Origin of the sequence: Brevundimonas vesicularis NBRC 12165 (assembly GCF_001592205.1) — a bacterium.
Taxonomy (GTDB): domain Bacteria; phylum Pseudomonadota; class Alphaproteobacteria; order Caulobacterales; family Caulobacteraceae; genus Brevundimonas; species Brevundimonas vesicularis.
In genome coordinates, this window is sequence record NZ_BCWM01000013.1 from 16,165 (window position 1) to 37,414 (window position 21,250).

At 66.0% G+C, this 21,250-nt stretch carries 20 protein-coding genes; 19 read left to right on the plus strand and 1 reads right to left on the minus strand.

Annotated features, from left to right (window positions below):
- Positions 1–2 precede the first annotated feature (2 nt).
- The 10 genes from nuoN to BVE01S_RS11430 all read left to right on the plus strand — a co-directional run bounded on the left by nuoN (position 3) and on the right by BVE01S_RS11430 (position 9,643).
- Positions 3–1,445 (plus strand): NADH-quinone oxidoreductase subunit NuoN, encoded by a 1,443-nt coding sequence (gene nuoN, locus BVE01S_RS11385; protein ID WP_066627613.1) that lies wholly within the window; start codon positions 3–5, stop codon positions 1,443–1,445.
- A 4-nt stretch (positions 1,446–1,449) separates the two neighbouring features.
- Positions 1,450–2,199, plus strand: a complete 750-nt coding sequence (locus BVE01S_RS11390) for a biotin--[acetyl-CoA-carboxylase] ligase (RefSeq protein ID WP_084375387.1) — start codon at positions 1,450–1,452, stop codon at positions 2,197–2,199.
- Positions 2,196–2,975 (plus strand): type III pantothenate kinase, encoded by a 780-nt coding sequence (locus BVE01S_RS11395; RefSeq protein WP_066627621.1) that lies wholly within the window; start codon positions 2,196–2,198, stop codon positions 2,973–2,975. The genes BVE01S_RS11390 and BVE01S_RS11395 overlap by 4 nt, the downstream gene beginning before the upstream one ends.
- Positions 2,976–4,649 (plus strand): ribonuclease J, encoded by a 1,674-nt coding sequence (locus BVE01S_RS11400; protein ID WP_055753498.1) that lies wholly within the window; start codon positions 2,976–2,978, stop codon positions 4,647–4,649. It begins immediately after the preceding gene.
- Positions 4,650–4,705: 56 nt separating this feature from the next.
- Positions 4,706–5,614 carry a hypothetical protein gene (locus BVE01S_RS11405; protein WP_066627623.1) on the plus strand — a complete coding sequence of 303 codons (909 nt, stop codon included), beginning with the start codon at positions 4,706–4,708 and terminating at the stop codon, positions 5,612–5,614.
- A gap of 40 nt (positions 5,615–5,654) precedes the next feature.
- A complete protein-coding gene (locus BVE01S_RS11410) occupies positions 5,655–5,993 on the plus strand; it encodes a DUF3088 family protein (RefSeq protein WP_066627625.1) in 339 nt (112 codons plus the stop codon).
- 9 nt (positions 5,994–6,002) lie between these two features.
- Positions 6,003–6,269 (plus strand): DUF1467 family protein, encoded by a 267-nt coding sequence (locus BVE01S_RS11415; protein WP_055753501.1) that lies wholly within the window; start codon positions 6,003–6,005, stop codon positions 6,267–6,269.
- A gap of 77 nt (positions 6,270–6,346) precedes the next feature.
- Positions 6,347–7,663, plus strand: coding sequence for a proline--tRNA ligase (gene proS / locus BVE01S_RS11420; RefSeq protein ID WP_066627628.1), 1,317 nt, complete (start codon positions 6,347–6,349; stop codon positions 7,661–7,663).
- On the plus strand, positions 7,660–8,946 hold the full coding sequence (locus BVE01S_RS11425) for a lipoprotein-releasing ABC transporter permease subunit (RefSeq protein WP_082465008.1): 1,287 nt from the start codon (positions 7,660–7,662) through the stop codon (positions 8,944–8,946). Before proS ends, BVE01S_RS11425 begins: the two co-directional genes overlap by 4 nt.
- The gene (locus tag BVE01S_RS11430) at positions 8,939–9,643 is read left to right on the plus strand and encodes an ABC transporter ATP-binding protein (RefSeq protein ID WP_066627632.1); all 705 of its coding nucleotides are present in this window, start codon (positions 8,939–8,941) and stop codon (positions 9,641–9,643) included. Before BVE01S_RS11425 ends, BVE01S_RS11430 begins: the two co-directional genes overlap by 8 nt.
- 14 nt (positions 9,644–9,657) lie before the next feature.
- Here the strand turns inward: BVE01S_RS11430 and msrA are convergent, their stop codons facing one another.
- On the minus strand, positions 9,658–10,281 hold the full coding sequence (gene msrA, locus BVE01S_RS11435; RefSeq protein ID WP_066627635.1) for a peptide-methionine (S)-S-oxide reductase MsrA: 624 nt from the start codon (positions 10,279–10,281) through the stop codon (positions 9,658–9,660).
- A gap of 385 nt (positions 10,282–10,666) precedes the next feature.
- Between msrA and dnaE the strand changes: the two genes are divergently transcribed.
- The 9 genes from dnaE (at position 10,667) to dxr (ending at position 21,239) form a co-directional block, all read left to right on the plus strand.
- The gene (gene dnaE / locus BVE01S_RS11440; protein WP_084375388.1) at positions 10,667–14,131 is read left to right on the plus strand and encodes a DNA polymerase III subunit alpha; all 3,465 of its coding nucleotides are present in this window, start codon (positions 10,667–10,669) and stop codon (positions 14,129–14,131) included.
- An 87-nt stretch (positions 14,132–14,218) separates the two neighbouring features.
- Positions 14,219–14,815: a DUF4142 domain-containing protein gene (locus BVE01S_RS11445; protein ID WP_055809100.1), complete on the plus strand. Its 597-nt coding sequence runs from the start codon at positions 14,219–14,221 to the stop codon at positions 14,813–14,815.
- A gap of 226 nt (positions 14,816–15,041) precedes the next feature.
- Entirely contained in the window at positions 15,042–15,905 is an 864-nt protein-coding gene (rpsB, locus tag BVE01S_RS11450; protein WP_017503967.1) for a 30S ribosomal protein S2, read from the plus strand.
- Positions 15,906–16,016: 111 nt separating this feature from the next.
- Positions 16,017–16,958, plus strand: coding sequence for a translation elongation factor Ts (gene tsf / locus BVE01S_RS11455; protein WP_055753506.1), 942 nt, complete (start codon positions 16,017–16,019; stop codon positions 16,956–16,958).
- A 127-nt stretch (positions 16,959–17,085) separates the two neighbouring features.
- Positions 17,086–17,820, plus strand: a complete 735-nt coding sequence (gene pyrH / locus BVE01S_RS11460; protein WP_045811327.1) for a UMP kinase — start codon at positions 17,086–17,088, stop codon at positions 17,818–17,820.
- Between the two features lie 39 nt (positions 17,821–17,859).
- A complete protein-coding gene (frr, locus tag BVE01S_RS11465) occupies positions 17,860–18,417 on the plus strand; it encodes a ribosome recycling factor (protein ID WP_055809105.1) in 558 nt (185 codons plus the stop codon).
- A gap of 37 nt (positions 18,418–18,454) precedes the next feature.
- Positions 18,455–19,228 carry a polyprenyl diphosphate synthase gene (gene uppS, locus BVE01S_RS11470; protein WP_017503963.1) on the plus strand — a complete coding sequence of 258 codons (774 nt, stop codon included), beginning with the start codon at positions 18,455–18,457 and terminating at the stop codon, positions 19,226–19,228.
- On the plus strand, positions 19,228–20,046 hold the full coding sequence (locus BVE01S_RS11475; RefSeq protein WP_039247425.1) for a phosphatidate cytidylyltransferase: 819 nt from the start codon (positions 19,228–19,230) through the stop codon (positions 20,044–20,046). Before uppS ends, BVE01S_RS11475 begins: the two co-directional genes overlap by 1 nt.
- Complete coding sequence (gene dxr, locus BVE01S_RS11480) at positions 20,043–21,239, plus strand: 1-deoxy-D-xylulose-5-phosphate reductoisomerase (RefSeq protein WP_066627638.1); 1,197 nt, start codon at positions 20,043–20,045, stop codon at positions 21,237–21,239. Before BVE01S_RS11475 ends, dxr begins: the two co-directional genes overlap by 4 nt.
- Positions 21,240–21,250 lie beyond the last annotated feature (11 nt).

The window sequence follows — 21,250 nt, forward strand, 5'->3', positions numbered from 1 at the left end:
AGATGCCTGATCTATCCTCCGCCCTGCATCTCGCCGCCTCGGAAGTCACCCTCGCGGTCGGCGCCCTGGTCCTGCTGATGGTCGGCGCCTTCGTGGGCGACAAGAGCGCCCGTCTGGTCTCGATCCTGTCGGTCCTGCTGCTGATCGCCGCGTCGGTCATCTCGATCGTCGGACCGTGGGGCGTCGCCTTCAACGGCGCCTATGTCGCCGATCCGCTGGCCATCTACGCCAAGAGCCTGATCTATCTGTCGGCCGCCGTTGCGGTCGTGCTGGGTGACGGCTGGATGAAGCGCACGCGCATCGCTAAGTTCGAATATCCGGTCCTGATAGTGCTGGCCTCGGCCGGCATGGGGATGATGGCGTCCTCGGGCGACCTGATCTCCATGTATGTCGGGATCGAGTTGCACTCGCTGGCCCTGTATGTTTTGGCCGCCTTCCATCGCAACGACGTCAAGGCGTCCGAAGCGGGCCTGAAGTATTTCGTCCTGGGCGCGCTGTCGTCGGGCCTGCTGCTGTATGGCGCCAGCCTCATCTACGGCTTCGCCGGCTCGATGCGGTTCGAGGACATCGCCGCCGTCGCCGCCGACAATCCCGGCCCGGGCCTGGTCTTCGGCCTTGTCTTCCTGATCTGCGGCCTGGCGTTCAAGGTTTCGGCCGCGCCGTTCCACATGTGGACGCCCGACGTCTATGAAGGCGCGCCGACGCCGGTCGTGGCCCTGTTCGCCACGGCGCCCAAGGTCGCTGCCATGGTGCTGATCGCCCGCGCGCTGGAAAACGGTTTCGGCGACGCCCACGCTCAATGGTCGCAGGTCCTGATCGCCATCTCGCTGATCAGCTTTGTCGTCGGCGCCTTTGGCGGCCTGGCGCAGAAGGACATCCAGCGCCTGCTGGCCTATTCCTCGATCGCCAACATCGGTTACGCGCTGCTGGGTATTGCGGCGGGCACGGCCGAGGGTTTGCAGGCCATGCTGATGTTTATGACGCTGTATGTCATCGACCAACTGGGCTTCTTCGCCATCCTGCTCAGCCTGTCCAAGTCGGGCCGTCCTATCCGCCGCATCGCCGATCTGGCCGGATTGAAGAAGGATCGGCCGCTGACCGCCGTGGCCCTGACCATCCTGTCGCTGTCGGTCCTGGGCATGCCGCCGTTCTCGGGCTTCTGGGGCAAATATTATGTGTTCGGGGCCGCCGCTGATGCAGGACTGTGGCCCGTCGCGGCCGCCGGTCTGGTCGCCTCGGTCGTCGCCGCCTTCTACTATCTGCGCATCCTCAAGCTGATGTGGTTTGATGCGCCGGTGGATGACATCGCCACAGACGCCGCCCCGGTCGAGGCGAAGTGGATCGGCTGGGCCTGCGCCGCCTTCGCCTTCCCGTTGGTCATCGTCGGTCTGACGTGGCTGGAGCCGCTGACCAAGGCTGCGAGCGCCGGCTTCGGGAACGGGTAGGGCGTTGGCGCCCGTCCCACTGGTCATCCTCGACGAGATCGACTCGACCAACGCCGAGGCGCGCCGTCTTGCCGAGGCCGGAGAGGCGGGCCCGCGCTGGATTGTGGCGCGCCGTCAGACCGCTGGCCGCGGTCGGCGGGGTCGCAAGTGGGACACCGATCAGGGCAATCTGGCCGCCACCCTTCTGATCACCACGCCCAAGTCGGCGGCCGAGGCGGCCCAGGCCACCTTCATCGCGGCCCTGGCCGTCGCAGACCTGCTGGACGTCTTCGTCTCGCCCGCGTTCGTTTCGATCAAATGGCCCAACGACGTCCTGCTGGACGGGGTCAAGGTGTCGGGCATCCTGGTCGAATCCGGCCGGCACGCGAACGGCGACCTCTGGCTGGCGGTCGGCATCGGCGTGAACCTTGCCCATGCGCCCGAGGGCACCGAACGGGGGGCGACCTCGGTTGCCGAACGACTGCGCGCCGACCTGGCTTATGTCCCGCCGATCGAGGCCGCTGCCGAAATCCTGGCCGAGACCTTCGCCGTCTGGTGGGGGCGTTGGCAGACGATGGGATTTGAGCCTGTGCTGGACGCCTGGACCAGCCGCCTGACGGGCCTGAACGGACCGTGCGTCGCGCGACTAGATAACGAGACGATCGAGGGACAGGCCGAGGGCGTGGAGCAGGATGGCGCCCTGCGCCTGCGTCTGGCCGACGGCTCCGTGCGTTTGATTTCCGCCGGCGACGTCTTCTTCGGGAAAGCCGCCTGATGCTTCTCGCCATTGAGCAGGGCAACACCAATACGCTGTTCGCCGTCCACGACGGTTCGGACTGGATCGCCCAATGGCGGGCCGCGACCGAGGCCAGTCGCACGGCCGACGAATACGCCGTCTGGCTGAACCAGCTGATGGTGATGAAGGGGCTCAAGTTCGACGCGCTCGGCGGCTGCATCATCTCGAGCGTCGTGCCCCAGTCGATTTTCAACCTGCGCAACCTGGCGCGGCGTTATCTGAATATCGAACCTCTGGTCATCGGCGAGAACGCCGAACTGGGCATCGAGGTGCGGATCGCCAAGCCCAGCGAGGCGGGCGCGGATCGTCTGGTGAACGCTGTGGGCGCCTCGCTGATGTATCCCGGCGACCTTCTGCTGATCGACAGCGGCACGGCGACGACCTTTGATATCGTTGCGGGCGACGGCGCCTTTGAGGGCGGTCTGATCGCGCCCGGCATCAATCTGTCGCTTCAGGCGCTGCATGAAGCAGCCGCCAAACTGCCGCGCATCGCCATCCAGAAACCCGAGAACGTCATCGGCAAGGGCACGGTCGAGGCCATGCAGTCCGGCGTTTTCTGGGGCTATATCTCGTTGATCGAAGGCCTGGTCGGGCGCATCAAGGCGGAGTGGGGCAAGCCCATGACCGTCGTCGGCACTGGCGGGGTCGCCAGCCTGTTCGAAGGCGCGACCGACAGCATCGATCACTTCGATCCCGACCTGACTATTCGCGGCCTCCTCGAAATCTGGCGTCGTAACGCCCATTTGACTGATTGAATGAAAAAGCAAACCCAAGACGAACTCGTTTTCCTGCCGCTGGGCGGCTCGGACGAGGTCGGTATGAACCTGAACGCCTATGGCTTCGGCCCAGAGGCGAACCGTGAATGGCTGATCGTCGATGTCGGCGTCACCTTCGGTGACCTGTCTACGCCCGGCGTGGATGTGATCGTGCCCGATCCCACCTTCCTGGAGGGTGAGAATATCAAGGGCATCGTGCTGACCCACGCGCACGAAGATCACATCGGCGCTCTGGGCTGGCTGTGGCCGCGCATCAAGGCGCCGATCTACGCCACGCCCTTCACCGCCTATCTGATCCGCGACAAGCTGCGCGAGCGCGGCATTCTGGACGAGGTCGAACTGATCGAGGTGCCGCTGGGCGGGACCGTCGACATCGGCACGTTCGGCGTGACCTTCGTCAACATGACCCACTCGATCGCCGAGCCCAGCGGCCTGGCCATCGATACGCCGCTGGGAATGGTGTTCCACACCGGCGACTGGAAGATCGACGACCAGCCGGTGATCGGGACCAAGACCGACGCGCCCGTCATCCGCGCCCTGGGCGACGAAGGCGTGCTGGCCATGGTCTGCGATTCGACCAACGTCTTCGTGCCGGGCGTCGCCGGGTCCGAGGGCGATGTCGCCGTCGCCATCTCCAAGCTGATCGCCAGCCTGAAGGGGCGCGTCGCCGTCGGCTGCTTCGCCTCCAACGTCGCCCGGATGGACAGCGTGATCCGCGCCGCGGAGGCCTGCGGGCGTCGCGTGGCCCTGGCCGGCCGGTCGATGCACCGGATCACGGCGGCGGCCAAGCACGTCGGCATGCTGAAGGACGTTAAGCCTTTCCTGTCGGACGAGGAGGCCCGCGTCTGGCCCGCCGATCAGATCCTGTATCTGTGCACCGGCAGCCAGGGTGAGGCGAGGGCGGCCCTGTCGCGCGTCGCTGACGGCACCCATCCGGTCGTGAAATTGGGTCTGGGCGACCACTGCATCTTCTCGTCGCGCCAGATCCCCGGCAACGAACTGGCGATCGGCAATCTGCAAGACCGCCTCGCGGATCGCGGTGTGCGTCTCTACACCGAGAAGGATCACCCCGGCATCCACGTCTCGGGCCACCCCTGCCGTGACGAGCTGAAGCAGATGTACGAATGGGCCCGGCCGCAAATTGCGGTGCCGACCCACGGCGTGCGCCGCTTCCTGCTGGAACACGCCAACCTGGCCAAGGACATGGGCGTTCCCGAAACGGTGACGCCGCGCAACGGCGACATGGTCCGCCTGGCCCCTGGCCCGGCCAAGATCATCGACGAGGTGCCGAACGGCCGCCTGTACGTCGACGGCGGCATGCTGGTCACGGAACAGGGCGAGGCCCTGAAGGAACGTCGTCACGCCTCGACCAACGGCGTGCTGATCGTCAGCTTCGCCCTGGACAAGCGCGGACGGATCGCCAGCGACATCGACATCCGCAGTGTCGGCCTGCCCGGCGACACGGCCACGCCGCTCGGCGATGCGCTGGACAAGCTGGCCGAGCGTGTCGAACAGGTGGTCAAGGGCCTGAAGGGCGATGCGCTGGACGATGAAATGGTCATCGAACAGGCTGTCGCTCGCGTGCTGAAAAAGGCCAGCCAGCAAATCTGGGATCGTCGTCCCATCGTCGAGACGGTCGTCCTGCGCGTCTGATGCAACCTTGACCGTTTGGGCGCATTGGTCGTGCGCCTGAACGGTCAGGGAAACGCATGTCGAAAAAGCCTGCCCGTGCGCGCCGCCTGCTGGAGCGGATCCGGCACGCCCGTCATCCGCTGCGTGGGTGGCGGCGGTGGGCGGTGATTGCGGGGCAGGGGCTGGTCGGCTTCGTCGCCCTGTTCGCCGTGGTCAATCTGGTGCTCAGCCTGTCGACGTTCCGGGGCGAAGACCCCCTGGCGCGGACGGTTCACGAGCTGCGCGTTCTGTGGTTCAGCCCACCCGACGGCCAGCCGATGTCGCCGACCGCCTTTCCGACCGTCTATGGTCGCGATCTGGGTTCGGCGCCCGACACCGCCGCCATCCATGCCTATCTGGAGCGCGAGGCGGAGGACGGCGTCTTTCTGCTCGACCACGTCATGGTCGATCGTATCCTGAAGCTGAACGGTCGGATCGATGCGCGCAGCGTGCCGTCGGGCGTCTATGTCGGCGCCCATGCCCTGGGACCGGACGGGATGCCGCTGGTGCCGGTGACCAAGTTCATGGCGCAGTATCTGCTGTTTCCGCGCCATGCCTACATTCTGGTCGTGCCGAAAAGCGGGCCGGCCATCGCCTTCTCCGCCAGCCAGAACGCCAAGTTCGGCATCGACATTCATCCCGAACGCCTATCGGCCGAGATCGCGCCGTTCGATCCGAACGCCTATGACTTTCCAAGCTCGGGCGAGGCGCTGCACGAGATGACCCGCATCACCAATGACCCGGCGCGCGTCGCGACGGCCGTCGAGACGTTGAAGGGCGCCCAGGCTCGCCTGGCGCAGGAAGGTCTGACCTACGGCCTTCTGGCGCCCAACTCGAACACCGCCGTCGGCTGCGTGCTGCAAGGCGCCGGGGCGATCACGCAGCAGGAGCGCTCTTCGATCCTTCTGGCGCTACGGGCGCCGGGGTTCGGGGCGGAATGCGAATAGCGGTCGCGCCGACGGCCTCAACTCGGATATATCCACGCCGATGACCGAGCGACTCTTCCTGTTGAACCCCGACTGGCACGACGATCAGGGCGGTCCGTGGTTCTGCCCGCCTGGCGCCTATATCGAGGGTGTCCTGGCCTTCTATCCTCAGCTTCGCGACGCGCTGGACGTCGTCTATCTGGACCATCCGCGCCCACGCCAACCGGTCATCGAACAGGTCGGCGAGGCGCATCAAAGCTGCCCCATCCTGATCCTGGACGGCGAGCTGGATTGGCCCGAGGCCGAGGTCAGCGAAACGACCGGCCGGCGGTTTCTTCAGGATCACGCCATCGCTCCCTATCTGGCGGCCCGCTACGGCGTCGGCCGGCCCCATCCCTAGAGGTCAGTCATGCCCATCGGCGTCTTCACCATGGTCGGCATCTACATCATCGCCTGGTGGACAGTGCTGTTCGCCGTGCTGCCGCTGGGCACGGCCAGCGAGACGCACGAGCCGCCGACCGACGGCTCACAATGGGGCGCGCCCAAGACGCCCAATCTGAAGAAGAAGTTCCTGACGACCACCTGGGTCTCAGCCTTGGTCTGGGTGTTCGTGATGGTGCTGATCTTCACGGGCTGGCTGCCCCTGCCGAACTTCGCCAGCGGCCCCGCTGTCTAAACGACGCATCGGCCTAGCTTTCGCCCCGTCCGAGCGGCTAAAGCCTTGTTCCGTCTCTACGCCTAGGATTCCCGACCATGCGCCTGTCGCGCTTTTTCCTGCCCACGCTGAAGGAAGCTCCTTCGGACGCCCAGATCGTCTCGCACCAGCTGATGCTGCGCGCCGGCATGATCAAGCAGGAGGCCGCCGGCATCTACGCCTGGCTGCCGCTCGGTCTGAAGGTGCTGCGCAAGATCGAGCAGATCGTGCGCGAGGAACAGATGAGGGCCGGGGCCGTCGAACTGCTGATGCCGACGCTGCAACTGGCCGACCTGTGGCGCGAGAGCGGCCGCTATGACGCCTACGGCCCCGAGATGCTCCGCATCACCGACCGGCATGAGCGCGAGCTGCTGTACGGACCGACCAACGAGGAGATGATCACCGACATCTTCCGGGCTTATGTGAAGTCCTACAAGTCGCTGCCGCTGAACCTGTTTCACATCCAGTGGAAGTTCCGCGACGAGCGCCGTCCGCGCTTTGGCGTGATGCGCGGCCGCGAGTTCCTGATGAAGGACGCCTATTCCTTCGACGTGGACGAGGCCGCGGCCCGCGTCGCCTACAACCGCATGTTCGTCGCCTATCTGAACACCTTCGCCCGCATGGGCCTGAAGGCCGTGCCGATGCGCGCCGACACCGGCCCCATCGGCGGCGATCTGAGCCACGAGTTCATCGTCCTGGCCGAAACCGGCGAAAGCGAGGTCTTCTGCGACCGCAAGCTGGTCGAGATGCCCGCGCCTGGCGACGATTTCAGCGCGGAGGCCGTCCAGGCCGTGTTCGACGAACGCACCGCCCTCTACGCCGCCACCGAAGAGATGCACGATCCGGCGCAGTTCGAGGCCAAGACCGCCGAGGGCGACCGCCTGTCGGCGCGCGGGATCGAGGTCGGCCACATCTTCTACTTCGGGACCAAATACTCCGCCCCGATGAAGGCCAAGGTCGCCGGTCCGGACGGTCAGGACGCCGAGGTCCACATGGGCAGCTATGGCGTCGGCGTGTCGCGCCTGCTGGGCGCCATCATCGAGGCCAGCCACGACGCCGGCGGCATCATCTGGCCCGACGCGGTCGCGCCTTTCGACGTGGTCGTGATCAATCTGCGCGCCAATGACGAGGCCGTCTCGGCCGCCTGCGAAGACGCGGTGGCCCAGCTTGAAAAGCTCGGCAAGGACGTCCTCTACGACGACACCGACGAACGTCCCGGCGGCAAGTTCGCCACCGCTGACCTGATCGGCGTGCCGTGGCAGCTGACCATCGGTCCCAAGGGACTGTCGGACGGCGTGGTCGAGCTGAAACGCCGCGCCACCGGCGAGAAGGTCTCCGTGCCGCTCGCCGAAGCTATTGAAAGGCTGACCGCTTGAGCCTGCCGTCTCGTCCGTCCGGCGCCTTCTCCTCGTGGGAGATCGGCCTGGCCCTGCGCTACCTGCGCGCCAAGCGCAAGGAAGGCGGCGTCGCCACCATCGCCGTCATCAGCTTCATCGGCATCATGCTGGCCGTGGCCGTCCTGATTAGCGTGATGAGCATCATGTCCGGCTTCCGCAGCGAACTGCTGGGCCGCATGCTGGCGTTCAACGGTCATATGTATGTGCAGGGGCAGGTCCTGACCTCGCCCGATCGCGAAGCCGCGCTAAAGCGCATTCAGGCCGTGCCGGGCGTGGCCAGCGCCAGCCCGCTGAACGAGGCGCAAAGCCTGATCCGCGTCGGCAGCTATACGACTGGCGCCATCGCCAAGGGCATCCGCCCTGAGGATCTGGCCAAGACCCAGTATGTCTTCGACAGCTTAAGCCCGCAGGAGCGCGCCAGCTTCGGCAAGGGGCCCTATGGCGGCGACCGCATTCTGGTCGGCGCGGCCCTGGCCAACTCCATGGGCCTGCGCGTCGGCGATCCGGTGACCCTGTATTCGCCGACCGGGGCCGACAGCGCTTTCGGCAACCTCGGCGGACTTGAGAAGACCTACTTCGTCGGCGGCCTGTTCCGCTCGGGCGCCGCCGATTACGACCGCGCATTCATCTTCATGCCTCTGGAGCAGCAGCAGCTCTTCTTCGGCAAGGAAGGGGTCTGGGACGCGATCGAAATCAAGGTCGACGATCCCGATCAGGTCGGCGCCCTGACCGCCGCCATCCGCGACGCGGCCGGTCCCGGCTCGGTCGTTAGCGACTGGCGCGAGCGCCTCGCCGCCTTCTACGGCGCGCTGAAGGTCGAACGCGTGGCCATGAGCATCATCCTGGGCCTCGTCGTCGCCATCGCCGCCATGAACATCATCTCCGGCATCGTCATGCTGGTGAAGAACAAGGGCCGCGACATCGCCATCCTGCGCACCATCGGCGCCAGCCCCTCGGCGATCCTGCGCGTCTTCTTCATGGCCGGCGCCATGATCGGGGTCGCGGGCACGATCGCGGGGCTGATCCTGGGTCTGCTGTTCTGCTGGAACATCGGCTCGATCCAGCATTTCCTGGAGTTCGTGCTGCAGACCAAGCTGTTCGATTCCGACGTCTATATGCTGGACGCCATCCCGGCCCTGGTCGATCCGGTGGACGTGACTTGGGTGGCCTTCTGGTCCCTGTTGATGAGCTGTATCGCCAGCCTGCCGCCGTCCTGGAACGCGTCTCGCATCGATCCCGTGGAGGCGCTGCGCTATGAGTAAGGCTCCCATCCTTTCGGTGCGCGGCCTGACCCGCACCTATGACACCGCCCAGGGCGGCCTGACCGTGCTGAAGGGCGTCGATCTGGACGTCTATCCCGGCGAACTGGTCGGACTGATCGGACCGTCGGGCTCGGGCAAGTCGTCGCTGCTGCACGCCGCCGGATTGTTAGAGAAACCCACCAGCGGCACGGTCGCCATCGACAGCGAACAGGTCGGTGATCTGGACGAGCGCGCCCGCACGCGACTGCGCCTGGGCCGGATCGGCTTCGTCTATCAGTTCCACCACCTGCTGCCCGAGTTCGACGCACGCGACAATGTCGCCCTGCCAATGCGGATCGCCGGGGTGGCCCAGGACGAGGCGCGCAAACGCGCCGAGGTCACACTGACGGCCCTGGGGCTAGGCGAACGTCTGACGCACCAGCCGGCGCAACTGTCTGGCGGTGAACAGCAGCGCGTCGCGATCGGCCGCGCGCTGGCCAACGGCCCACGCCTGCTGCTCGCCGACGAGCCGACCGGCAATCTGGATCCGACCACCAGCCAGTCGGTGTTCGAATCCCTGCGCGACCTGGCCAAGACCACGGGCGTCGCCGCCCTGATCGCCACCCACAATATGGAGTTGGCCGGCCATATGGACCGCGTCTTCGCCCTGAAAGACGGTCATCTGGAACAGCGCGAGGCCCAGAGCCACGCCTACTGAGCCACGCCTATCGCTCAGCTGACGGCGGCGTTGCCCCAGATCGCTCGCAGACGTTCGGGGCGGCGGCACCCGATTCGGTAAGCCTGATAGCTGGCGGCGTGGCGCTTGGCGTAGTTCTGATGCTCCTCGCCCGCTGGCCAGAACCGCTGGGCGCCGACGACTGGCGTCGTGAAGCTCTTTCTCAGCACCCGCATCGCCGCATCGCGCGAGGCGACGGCGTCCGCGCGTTGGGCCGCTGTCGCAAAGACGGCGGATCGATAGGACGGCCCCTGGTCGCAGAACTGCCCGTTAGGATCGGTCGGGTCGATGGTGCGCCAATAGCGATCGACCAGGGTGCGATAGCTGACCACACGCGGATCGAAGGTCACCTGCACCGCCTCCATATGGCCGGTGCCGCCGCGCACCACCTGCTCATAGGTCGGGTTTGCGGTATGGCCGCCGACGAAGCCCGATACGGCCGAGCGCACCCCCTGCACGTCGTCGAATGCTTTTTCTTCCGACCAGAAGCAGCCGCCGGCGAAGATCGCGGTCTGAAACGCCGTCTGCGCCTCGGCCCGACGGGCCAGGGGCGCGCCGATCGCCAGCGTAGCGACGGTCAAGGATGCAACGGCGGCGAGGGCGGTCGTGCGAAGGGACATGGTCTCATCTCCTGTTGCAATGACTACGACGGCGACGCGCAAACGGTTTCACCGAGAACGACTTGACCGGAACAAAACGCCAACATAGAACATTAGCAGAACATATCGGATGTCTCGGAGCCAAGGTCATGCCGCGTTTGATGAGGGATATGCTGTCGCTGGCGTCGTGCGGCGGTTTCGTCTGGATGGTCTGGACCGTGGCGATCAGCGTCACCGCCTGAGATCAGACGAATTAGACACTTTAGACGGTGTTTTTTCGAGGACCGTCTGAAGCCAGCGATCCACAGCCGATCCGTGGGGTGACCGGTTTGCAATGGCCGCGCGCCGCCCGATATGAGACTCAGGGTAGAGTAGGGCTCTTCAGCGGGCCAGGGTCGAAGAAGGTGTGAACGAGCCGGTGAACAGTCAGGGTTTTGTCCATCTGCGGGTCCGCTCGGCCTATTCGCTGCTGGAAGGCGCGATCAAGGCGGCCAAGGTCGGCAAGCTGGCGGCCGACTCCGGAATGCCGGCGGTCGGGGTGGCGGACCGGGCTAACCTGTTCGGCGCGCTGGAGTTCAGCCAGACGGCGAAGGATGCAGGTGTTCAACCGATCGTGGCCTGCGCCCTGCCGGTCTTCGGGATCGGCGGCCAGATCAACGCCCGCTGGGCCAAGGTGCCGACCGTCGTTCTGCTGGCCCAGGATACGGCCGGGTGGTTGAACCTGTGCGCCCTGTCGTCATCCGCCTATCTGGACGCCGGAGAAATGGCCGAGCCGGGCGTGGCCTGGGAGCAGGTCGTCGCCCGCTCCGAAGGCCTGATCCTGCTGTCCGGAGGCCCGGACGGCCCGGTCGATCCGCTGCTCGCCCAAGGCAAGAAGGCCGATGGCGCCGCTGCTCTGGCGGCAATGAAGGCGGCGTTCGGCGACCGCTTCTACGTCGAGCTGCAACGCCACGGGCTGGAGGACGACAAGCGCGCCGAGCCGGGGCTGGTCGAATGGGCCTACGCCAACGACGTGCCGCTGGTCGCCACCAACGACGTCTATTACGCCAAGGCGGCGCAGGCCAAATCCCACGACGCCCTGCTGTGCATCGCCGACGGCGCCTTCACCGGCCAGGAGGATCGCCGCCGCATCACCGGCGAACACTGGTTCAAGCCCGCCGCCGTCATGCGCGAGCTGTTCGCCGACCTGCCCGAGGCTTGCGACAACACCATCGACATCGCGCGCCGCTGCGCCTTTTTGGTCAATACGCACGCGCCCATCCTGCCGCGCTTCGACACCGGGGCCGGGCGCTCCGAAGCCGACGAACTGGCCCACCAGGCGCGCGAGGGGCTGAAGGTCCGCCTGACGGAGGTCACGCCGGCCGTGCCCGAAGAGGAATACTGGACCCGCCTGGAATGGGAGGTCGGGATCATCCAGCAGATGGGCTTCCCCGGCTACTTCCTCATCGTGTCGGACTTCATCAAATGGGCCAAGACCCACGGCATTCCCGTGGGGCCGGGGCGGGGCTCCGGCGCCGGCTCGCTGGTCGCCTGGTCCCTGACCATTACCGATCTGGACCCGCTGCGGTTCGGCCTGCTGTTCGAGCGGTTCCTGAACCCCGAACGCGTCTCCATGCCCGATTTCGACATCGACTTCTGCCAGGAGCGGCGCGAAGAGGTGATCGACTATGTTCAGGACCGCTACGGCAAGGACCGGGTGGCCCAGATCATCACCTTCGGCACCTTGCAGGCGCGGGCCGTGCTGCGCGACGTGGGTCGTGTGCTGCAGATGCCGCTGGGTCAGGTCGACCGGCTCTGCAAGATGGTGCCGAACAATCCGGCCGCGCCGGTCACCCTGGCCCAGGCCATCGACATCGAACCGCGCCTGAAGGAGGCGCGCGACGCCGAGCCGGCGGTGAAGACCCTGTTGGAGACCGCGCTTGAGCTGGAGGGGCTATACCGCAACGCCTCCACCCACGCAGCCGGCATCGTAATTGGTGACCGGCCTCTGACGGAACTGGTGCCGCTGTATCAGGATCCGCGCTCCACCATTCCGGCGTCCCAGTTCAACATGAAATGGGTCGAGCCGGCGGGCCTGGTGAAGTTCGACTTCCTGGGCCTGAAGACGCTGACGGTGCTGGATCGGGCGCGCGGCTATCTCGAACGGCGCGGCGCAGCGAAAGACTGGAACAGCCTGCCGCTGGATGACGCGCGCACCTATGAGCTGATGGCCTCTGGCCAGACGGTCGGGGTGTTCCAGCTGGAATCCCAAGGCATGCGCGACACTCTGCGCAAGATGCGCTGCGGCTCCATCGAAGAGATCACCGCCCTGATTTCGCTCTATCGGCCGGGGCCGATGGAGATGATCGACACCTATATCGACCGCAAGTTCGGGCGCGCCGAGGTCGACTATCTGCACCCCAGCCTGAAAGAGGTGCTGACCGAGACCTACGGCGTCATCATCTACCAAGAACAGGTGATGAAGATCGCCCAGATCCTGGCGGGCTACAGCCTGGGCGAGGCCGACCTGCTGCGCCGGGCCATGGGCAAGAAGAAGAAGGAGGAGATGGATTTCCAGCGCCTCCGCTTCGTCAAGGGCGCCGCCGAGAAGGCCGTGCCGGAGACCCAGTCCGGCTCCATCTTCGACCTCGTCGCCAAGTTCGCCGGATACGGCTTCAACAAGTCTCACGCCGCCGCCTACGCCCTGATCTCGTTCCAGACGGGTTGGCTGAAGGCCAATCAGCCGGTCGAGTTCTTCGCGGCCTCCATGAGCCTGGACTTGTCGAACACCGACAAGCTGGCGGTCTTCTATCAGGACGCCAAACGGTTCGACGTGCCGGTCCTGGCGCCCGACATCAATCGCTCATCGGCCGACTTCGACGTAGCCTGGGACGACGACAAGGGGGCGGTGCTCTACGCTTTGGGCGCGATCCGAAACGTGGGTCTCGAGGCGATGAAACACGTCATCGAGGTGCGCGAGACGGGCGGCCGCTTCGCCGACATCTTCGACTTCCTCGAGCGCGTCGATCCGCGCAGCGTCAACAAGCGCGCGCTGGAAGGTCTGGCCAAGGCCGGCGCCTTCGACAGCATCCACCCCAACCGGCGTCAGTTGCTGGAACAGGCCGACGTGCTGATGGCCTATTGCCAGAGCGTGGCGGCCGAGCGCGCCTCGTCGCAGGTGTCGCTGTTCGGCGGCGACCAGGCCCATGCCGCTCGGCCGCGTCTGAAGAGCGTCGAACCCTGGGTCGGGCCGGAGAGGCTGGATCACGAACTGTCGGCGGTCGGCTTCTATCTGTCGGGCCACCCGCTGGACGAGATGACCTCAGCCCTGAAGCGCAAGCGCGTCACCTTCGTCGCCGAAGCGATTCCGCTGGCTGAGTCCGGCCACGAGGCGTTCCAGATGGCCGGCGTCGTGCGTCGCAAACAGGAGCGGGCCAGCGCGCGGACGGGCGAGAAGTTCGCCTTCGTGACCTTCTCGGACCCGACCGGCGAGTTCGAATGCCTGTTCCCGCCCGAACAACTGCGCAAATGCCGCGAGGTGCTGGAGCCCGGCGCCTCGGTCATGGTGCGGGTGCGCGCCAAGTCGTCGGAAGGGGAGGTGCGCTTCTTCGGCGACGACGCCTCGCAAATGGACAATCTGCTGGACGACGCCAACATCGGCCTTCGTATCCATGTCTCGGCTCGCAGCGCTGACGCGGAGGCGCTGAAGGCGCGGCTGGAACGCGCGCGATCGGGCGCGATCGGCAAGGGGGGCGAGGTGTCGCTGATGATTGCGGGCCTCGAGCAGGGGCGCGAGGTCGAGGTCAAGATTCCCGGCCGCTACCGCCTGGACGGCGCCCTGCGCGGCGCGTTGAAGTCAGCGCCGGGCGTCGTGATGCTGGAGGACGCCTAAGCCCTCTCGGATATGGTCAAGCTTTTGATTTTTCGGAACCTCACGGACGCGTGATGGGTTTGGTCAGTCCATAGGGAGACTGTTCCAATGAAATATCTCGCCATCGCCAGCGTCGCCTCGCTGGCCCTTCTCGCCGCCTGCAACCAGGGTGGCGACAGCGCCGCCCAGAACACCGGCGAGGCGGTCAACGCCACCCAGGACGCCACGTCCGGCGTCGTGGGCCAGACCTCGGCCATGACCATGGGCGCCAACACCGTCGACGGTTTCGTCACCGGCTTAGGCACCGGCAACATGTATGAGTTGGAAGCCGCCAAGATCGCCGCCGCCAAGTCCAAGAATGCGGACGTGAAGGCCCTGGCCGCCATGATCACCAAGGATCACACCGCCGCCGGCGAGAAGCTGGCCGCCGCTCAGGCGACCGCCGCGCCCAACGTCGCCATCCCCACGACGTTGGACGAACGCCGCAAGGGCCTGATCGACAATCTGAACGCCGCCACGCCGGACGACTTCGACAAGGTCTATCTGGACCAACAAGTCGCCGCCCACAACGAGACGCTGACGCTGCTGAACGGCTTTGCCGACAACACCGAAGCGCCCGCCCTGGCCACCCTCGCGCGCGAGCTGGTGACGCCCGTCACTGCACACCGCGACCGCGCCCGGACCCTGCTGGACGCGATGAAGTAAACGCAGCCGTCGCGTTGCTGACCAAAGGCGGTCCCGAAAGGGTCCGCCTTTTCGCATTTGCAGGGCTGCGCTTGCTATTGCGGCCCATCCGGCCTACATGGCCCCCGCATTTCGCAACGCGGGAGAGGCGCGCTTCGGGGAGACATCTCGATCCGCACCATTCCGAGGGTCTTTCAGACCTTTAATCCCCCGCGCCACGTTTGATCGGAAAAAGGACTGAACGATCATGGCTCTGCCTGAATTCTCGATGCGCACCCTGCTTGAAGCCGGCGCCCACTTCGGCCACCAGACGCACCGCTGGAACCCGAAGATGGACCGCTACATCTTCGGCTCGCGCTCGAACATCCACATCATCGACCTGTCGCAGACGATGCCGCTGTTCCACCAGGCTCTGGTGGCCGTGCGCGAAGTCGCCGCCAAGGGCGGTCGCGTTCTGTTCGTCGGCACCAAGCGCCAAGCCGCAGAGCCGGTCGCCGAAGCCGCCAAGCGCTGCGCCCAGTACTACATGAACAACCGTTGGCTCGGCGGCACGCTGACCAACTGGCGCACCGTGTCGGGCTCGATCGCTCGTCTGCGTGAGCTGGAAGGCATTCTGGAAAACGGCGGCGAAGGCCGCGTCAAGAAAGAGCTGCTGAACCTGCAGCGCGAGAAGGACAAGCTCGAGCTGTCGCTGGGCGGCATCAAGGACATGGGTTCGATCCCGGACATCATGTTCGTGATCGACACCAACAAGGAAGCGATCGCGATCCAGGAAGCCCGCAAGCTGAACATCCCGATCATCGCCATCCTGGACACCAACTCGGACCCGGACGGCATCACCTATCCGGTCCCCGGCAACGACGACGCCGCCCGCGCCATCCAGACCTACTGCGACCTGATCGCCGACGCCGTCCTGGACGGTCTGGCTGCTGGCGCTTCGGCCTCGGGCATCGACCTGGGCGCTTCGGAAGCTCCGGTCGAGCCGATGCTGCGTGAAGCCTCGGCCCCCAAGGCTGAAGCCGAAGCCGCGCCGGCCGGCACGGAAGGCGCCGCCGCCGAACTGGAAGCCGCTGCTGAACCGGCTGCCGAAACCGAGAAGGCCGAGGGCTGATCGCCCGCCGGGCGGCGTTCGCGTTCTTGAGCGCCGCCTGACGAACTGACACACGGCCGGGCTAAATCAGTCCGGCCGTTCCCACATACGAAATCCCCCAAGGAGAAGAACATGGCCGAGATCACTGCCGCCCTCGTGAAGGAGCTTCGCGAGCGTTCGGGCGTCGGCATGATGGACTGCAAGAAGGCGCTGGTCGAAAACGACGGCAACATCGAAGCAGCAATCGACTGGCTGCGCGCCAAGGGCCTGTCCAAGGCCGCTAAAAAGGCCGACCGCGTCGCCGCTGAAGGTCTGGTCGCCGTCGCGTCGAAGGAAGACGGCAAGGGCGAAGTCGCCGCCGCCATCGAGTTCAACGCCGAAACCGACTTCGTCGCCCGTAACGAGCTGTTCCAGAACGCTGCTAAGTCGTTCGCCCAATTGGGTCTGGAGCACCACTCGGTCGAGGCCCTGCACGGCGCCGAACTGGAAGCCGGCAAGACGGTCCAGGACGAAGTGACCAACATGATCGCCACCATCGGCGAAAACATGCAACTGCGCCGCGCCGCCCGCCTGTCGGTGTCGGAAGGCGTCGTCTCGACCTACGTCCACAACGCGGTTTCGCCGGGCGTCGGCCGTATTGGCGTGCTGGTCGCGCTGGAAGGCGAGGGCGACAAGACCGCGCTTCGCGAACTGGGCCGCAAGATCGCCATGCACGTCGCCGCCACCGCGCCGCTGTCGCTTAACACCGACGACCTGGACCCCGCTGCCATCGAGAAGGAACGCACCGTTCTGACCGAAAAGGCCAAGGAAGAAGGTCGCCCGGAAGCCATGATCGCCAAGATCGTGGAAGGTCAGATCAACAAGTTCCAGAAGGACGTGGTGCTGTCCAAGCAGCCGTTCGTCATGGATCCGGACGTGACCATCGAACAACTGGTCGCCAACTCGGCCAAGGAACTGGGCTCCTCCAACCTGCACCTGGCCGGCTTCGTCCGCCTGGCGCTGGGTGAAGGCGTCGAGAAGGTCGAAGGCCCCGACTTCGCGTCGGAAGTCGCCTCCATGATGGGCGGCAACTAAAAAACATTCCCCTCATTCGTGAGGGTTTTGTATCAGAAGGGCGCGTTCGGCTTTGATGGCCGGCGCGCCTTTCGTCTATAAGAAGCCGCCTGATTCAATGGCGCCGCAGTCAAACGGACCTTCCCGCATGCCCGACGCCCCCTCGACCTTCCGCTACAAACGCGTCCTGCTGAAGGTGTCGGGCGAGGTGCTGATGGGCGACCAGTCGTTCGGCGTCGATATGAAGACGGTCGATGCGGTGGCCAAGGCCGTCGCGGACGTCGCGGCCGAGGGCGTGGAAATCTGTCTGGTCATCGGCGGCGGCAACATCTTCCGCGGCCTGTCCAAGGCGGCGGCCGGTATGGAGCGCGCCCAGGCCGACTATATGGGCATGCTGGCGACGATCATGAACGCCCTGGCCATGCAGTCGGCGCTGGAGAAGATCGGCGTCTCGACCCGCGTGCAGAGCGCCATTCCGATGGCGGCCATCGCCGAACCCTACATCCGCCGTCGCGCCTTACGTCATCTGGAAAAGGGCCGGGTCGTGATCTTCGCCGCCGGCGTGGGCGCACCGTTCTTCACCACGGACTCGGGCGCAGCGCTGCGTGCGGCCGAAATGGGTTGCGACGCCCTGCTGAAGGGCACCAGCGTGGACGGGGTCTATACCGCCGACCCGAAGAAGGATCCCGACGCGACGCGTTACGAGACCCTGTCCTATCAGGATGTGCTGGCCAAAGATCTCCGCGTCATGGACGCCTCGGCCATCGCCATGATGCGCGACACGGGCATCCCGATCGTGGTCTTCTCCATTCGAGAAGACAATTCGCTGCGCCGGACCCTGACCGGCGAAGGCACGTTCACGGTCATTCAGGACGTCGCCTGAACGTTCGCCTGACCAGGAAAGACAAGAGAGACCAAGACCATGGCAAAGCCTGACCTCAAGACCTATCGCGACCGCATGGATCGCTCCGTCGCCGCACTGAAGGAAGAGTTCAGCGGTCTGCGCACCGGCCGCGCCAACGCCGGTCTGCTGGAGCCCGTGCGGGTCGAAGCCTATGGCTCGGCCTCGCCCCTGACCGCAGTCGCCGCCATCAGCGTGCCCGAGCCGCGCATGATCAGCGTCAGCGTTTGGGACAAGGGCATGGTGGTCGCCGTCGAAAAGGCGATCCGCAACGCCAATCTGGGCCTGAACCCGATCGTGGACGGCCAGACCCTGCGCATTCCGGTCCCGCCCCTGACCGAGGAACGCCGCAAGGACCTGGTCAAGCTGGCCGGCAAATACGCCGAGCAGCAGAAGATCTCGGTTCGCAACGTTCGCCGCGATGCCAACGACGACCTGAAGAAGGCCGAGAAGGCCGGCGAGATCAGCCAGGACGAGCAAAAGAAGATGGAGACCGAGGTCCAGAAGGACACCGACGCGGCCATCAAGCGCATCGACGAGACCTTGAAGACCAAGGAACAAGAGATCATGCAGGTCTGAGGCGAAACGGCTGGGTCCGGAAGGGATCGCACGACAGATGACGGCAGACCGCGCCGCGCCTTCAGGCCAAAGCCCAGACAAGCAGGGTCAGGACGGCCCGCGCCACGTCGCCATCATCATGGACGGCAATGGACGCTGGGCGAAGGCGCGCGGCCTGCCGCGGGCCCTGGGCCACCGTGAGGGCGTCCAGGCGCTGAAGCGCACGATCCAGGCGGCGCCAGATCTGGGCATCGATTGCCTGACGGTGTTCGGCTTCTCGACCGAAAACTGGAGCCGGCCTGAGGACGAGGTGTCGGACCTGATGGGACTGGTGCGGTCCTACGTCGCCAGCGATCTGGCCCGGCTGACCAAGGCCGGCGTCCGGCTGAAGATTCTGGGACGACGCGAAGGACTTCCGGCCGACATCGCCGCCATCATCGAACGGGCCGAGGCCCAGACCGCCCATAACGACCGGTTCCTGTTGCAGGTCGCCTTCAACTACGGCGGTCGCGCGGATCTCGTGGACGCGGCGCGTCGCCATATGGAGCGGGTGCTGGCGGGCGAGACGGTCGAGCCTTTCAACGAGGCGATCCTGACCTCAGGCCTGGCCACGGCGGGCTCGCCGCCGCTTGATCTGATCGTGCGCACGTCGGGCGAGCAGCGGCTTTCGAACTTCCTGTTGTGGGAGGCCGCCTACGCCGAGCTCGTCTTCCAAGACATTCTGTGGCCCGACTATGGCCCCAAGGCGCTGGCTGAGGCGATCTCGGCCTTTGGTCAGCGCGATCGCCGTTTCGGCGGACGCGTGATCGCGCCTGAGCGCGCGACAGCCTGATGGCGGTCAAGGGTCGGGATATCGCCCTCAGGGCTGCGTCCGCCGTCGTGCTGGCGCCCGCCGCCGTTGCTGCGACGTGGGGCGGCGGCGTGTGGTTCCTGGCGCTGATGATCGTCGCCAGCGTCGTCCTGGCGTTCGAATGGGCGGCGATGAGTGCGCCCCATGCGCGCCGCGTCATGGGCGGAGCGGTCAGCTTCGGCGTCGTGGCGGCGGTGATCAGCGCCCATTTCGGCGCCATGTCCGTCGCCTTCATCATGCTGGTGTTCGGCGCGGTCGCGGCCGGGGTCTATGCCCGTAGTCGAGGGCAGGAGGCGCTGGATGCCGCCTATGGCGTGCTCTATCTCGGCTGGCCTTCGGTCCTGCTGATCTGGCTGCGCGACGTCGACAGTTTGATCGGGCTGCACTGGACCGTGCTGGTCTTCGCCGTCGCCTGGTCGGCCGACATCGTGGCCTATCTGGCGGGATCCACCTTTGGCGGACCCAAGCTGTGGCCGCGCTTCTCGCCGAACAAGACCTGGTCGGGGTTCATCGGCGGCGTTGCGGCCGGCGCGGTTGCGGGCGCCGTAATGACGGCCTGGGTCAATATGGGCGCCTTGAGCGTCGTCTGGGGGGCGGTGCTGGGCTTTGCCGCGGCCTTGGCGACCATGGCGGGCGATCTGTGGGAATCGGCGCTGAAGCGACGGTTCGGGGTCAAGGATGCGGGCAACACCATTCCCGGCCACGGCGGCCTGCTGGACCGTGTCGATGGTTTGATGTTCGCGGTCGTCGTCGTCGCGGCGGGCCGACTGATCGTCCTGATGCTGGAGCGTGGGGCGTGATCCGGCGTCGCATCACTGTGCTTGGCGCGACCGGATCGGTCGGCGCCTCCACACTGGACCTGATGGCTCAAGCCGAGGCGACGGGCACGGGCGCGTTCGAGGTCGAGGCTCTGACGGGCGGCGCCAATATCGCCAAACTGGCAGAGCAGGCCAAACGCTGGCGGCCCAAGCTGGCCGTGACGGCGGATCCTGCGCGGTTGGACGAACTGCGCGACGCCTTGTCCGGCACGGACGTCGCTGTCGCCGCCGGCGACGCCGCCATCGTTGAGGCGGCGACGCGACCTGTCGACTGGATCATGGCGTCCATCGTCGGAGCGGCGGGTTTGAAGTCCGCCTGGGCGGCGGCGGGAACGGGCGCGACCCTGGCGCTGGCCAACAAGGAAAGCCTGGTCTGCTGCGGCCCCGCCCTGATCGAACGGGTTAAGCGGGCAGGGGGGCGCTTGATCCCCGTCGATTCCGAGCACTCCGCCATCTTCCAGGTGTTTCCGGCCGAAGCGCCTGAGCGGGTGGCCAAGCTGATCCTGACCGCATCGGGCGGGCCTTTTCGCAATACGCCGCGCGAGCAGATGGTCGCCATCACGCCGGAACAGGCCGTCGCCCACCCCAACTGGAGCATGGGCGCCAAGATTTCAGTCGATAGCGCCACCATGGCCAACAAGGGCCTGGAGATGATCGAGGCGGCTTATCTGTTCGATATGCCGCAGGATCGGATCGACGTCGTGGTGCACCCCGAATCGATCATCCACAGCCTTGTGGAATATGTGGATGGTTCGACGCTGGCCCAGATGGGACCGCCGGATATGCGTACGCCGATCGCCTGCGCCCTGGCCTGGCCCGATCGGATCGCGTGGCTGGCCCCCAAGCTGGATCTGGCTCAGCTAGGTCGGCTGACGTTCGAAGCGCCCGATCTGACGCGCTTTCCCGCCCTCGATCTGGCGCGTCAGGCCCTGAAGGCGGGCGGCGCGACGCCGGCCGTGTTCAATGCCGCCAATGAGGTCGCCGCCTTCGCCTTCCTTGACCGCAAGCTGGCGTTTCTCAATATTGCCGCAGTCGTCGCCGAAACCCTTGAGCGTGCGACGAAAGCGGGGATGGCTTTCGGTTCTGGAGACGCCTGCGGCGCGGCCCTTTCGGTCGACGCCGAGACGCGTCGAATGGCCGAGAGCGTCATCGCCGGCCTTGCGAATGCGGCCTGACAGCAGGCCAG

Excerpts from the sequence above, each read along its gene's own strand:
- nuoN (WP_066627613.1), top strand. The coding sequence starts at position 3 with ATGCCTGATCTATCCTCCGCCCTGCATCTCGCCGCCTCGGAAGTCACC.
- BVE01S_RS11400 (WP_055753498.1), top strand. The coding sequence starts at position 2,976 with ATGAAAAAGCAAACCCAAGACGAACTCGTTTTCCTGCCGCTGGGCGGC.
- BVE01S_RS11405 (WP_066627623.1), top strand. The coding sequence starts at position 4,706 with ATGTCGAAAAAGCCTGCCCGTGCGCGCCGCCTGCTGGAGCGGATCCGG.
- BVE01S_RS11410 (WP_066627625.1), top strand. The coding sequence starts at position 5,655 with ATGACCGAGCGACTCTTCCTGTTGAACCCCGACTGGCACGACGATCAG.
- BVE01S_RS11415 (WP_055753501.1), top strand. The coding sequence starts at position 6,003 with ATGCCCATCGGCGTCTTCACCATGGTCGGCATCTACATCATCGCCTGG.
- proS (WP_066627628.1), top strand. The coding sequence starts at position 6,347 with ATGCGCCTGTCGCGCTTTTTCCTGCCCACGCTGAAGGAAGCTCCTTCG.
- BVE01S_RS11430 (WP_066627632.1), top strand. The coding sequence starts at position 8,939 with ATGAGTAAGGCTCCCATCCTTTCGGTGCGCGGCCTGACCCGCACCTAT.
- msrA (WP_066627635.1), bottom strand. The coding sequence starts at position 10,281 with ATGTCCCTTCGCACGACCGCCCTCGCCGCCGTTGCATCCTTGACCGTC.
- BVE01S_RS11445 (WP_055809100.1), top strand. The coding sequence starts at position 14,219 with ATGAAATATCTCGCCATCGCCAGCGTCGCCTCGCTGGCCCTTCTCGCC.
- rpsB (WP_017503967.1), top strand. The coding sequence starts at position 15,042 with ATGGCTCTGCCTGAATTCTCGATGCGCACCCTGCTTGAAGCCGGCGCC.
- tsf (WP_055753506.1), top strand. The coding sequence starts at position 16,017 with ATGGCCGAGATCACTGCCGCCCTCGTGAAGGAGCTTCGCGAGCGTTCG.
- pyrH (WP_045811327.1), top strand. The coding sequence starts at position 17,086 with ATGCCCGACGCCCCCTCGACCTTCCGCTACAAACGCGTCCTGCTGAAG.
- frr (WP_055809105.1), top strand. The coding sequence starts at position 17,860 with ATGGCAAAGCCTGACCTCAAGACCTATCGCGACCGCATGGATCGCTCC.
- uppS (WP_017503963.1), top strand. The coding sequence starts at position 18,455 with ATGACGGCAGACCGCGCCGCGCCTTCAGGCCAAAGCCCAGACAAGCAG.
- BVE01S_RS11475 (WP_039247425.1), top strand. The coding sequence starts at position 19,228 with ATGGCGGTCAAGGGTCGGGATATCGCCCTCAGGGCTGCGTCCGCCGTC.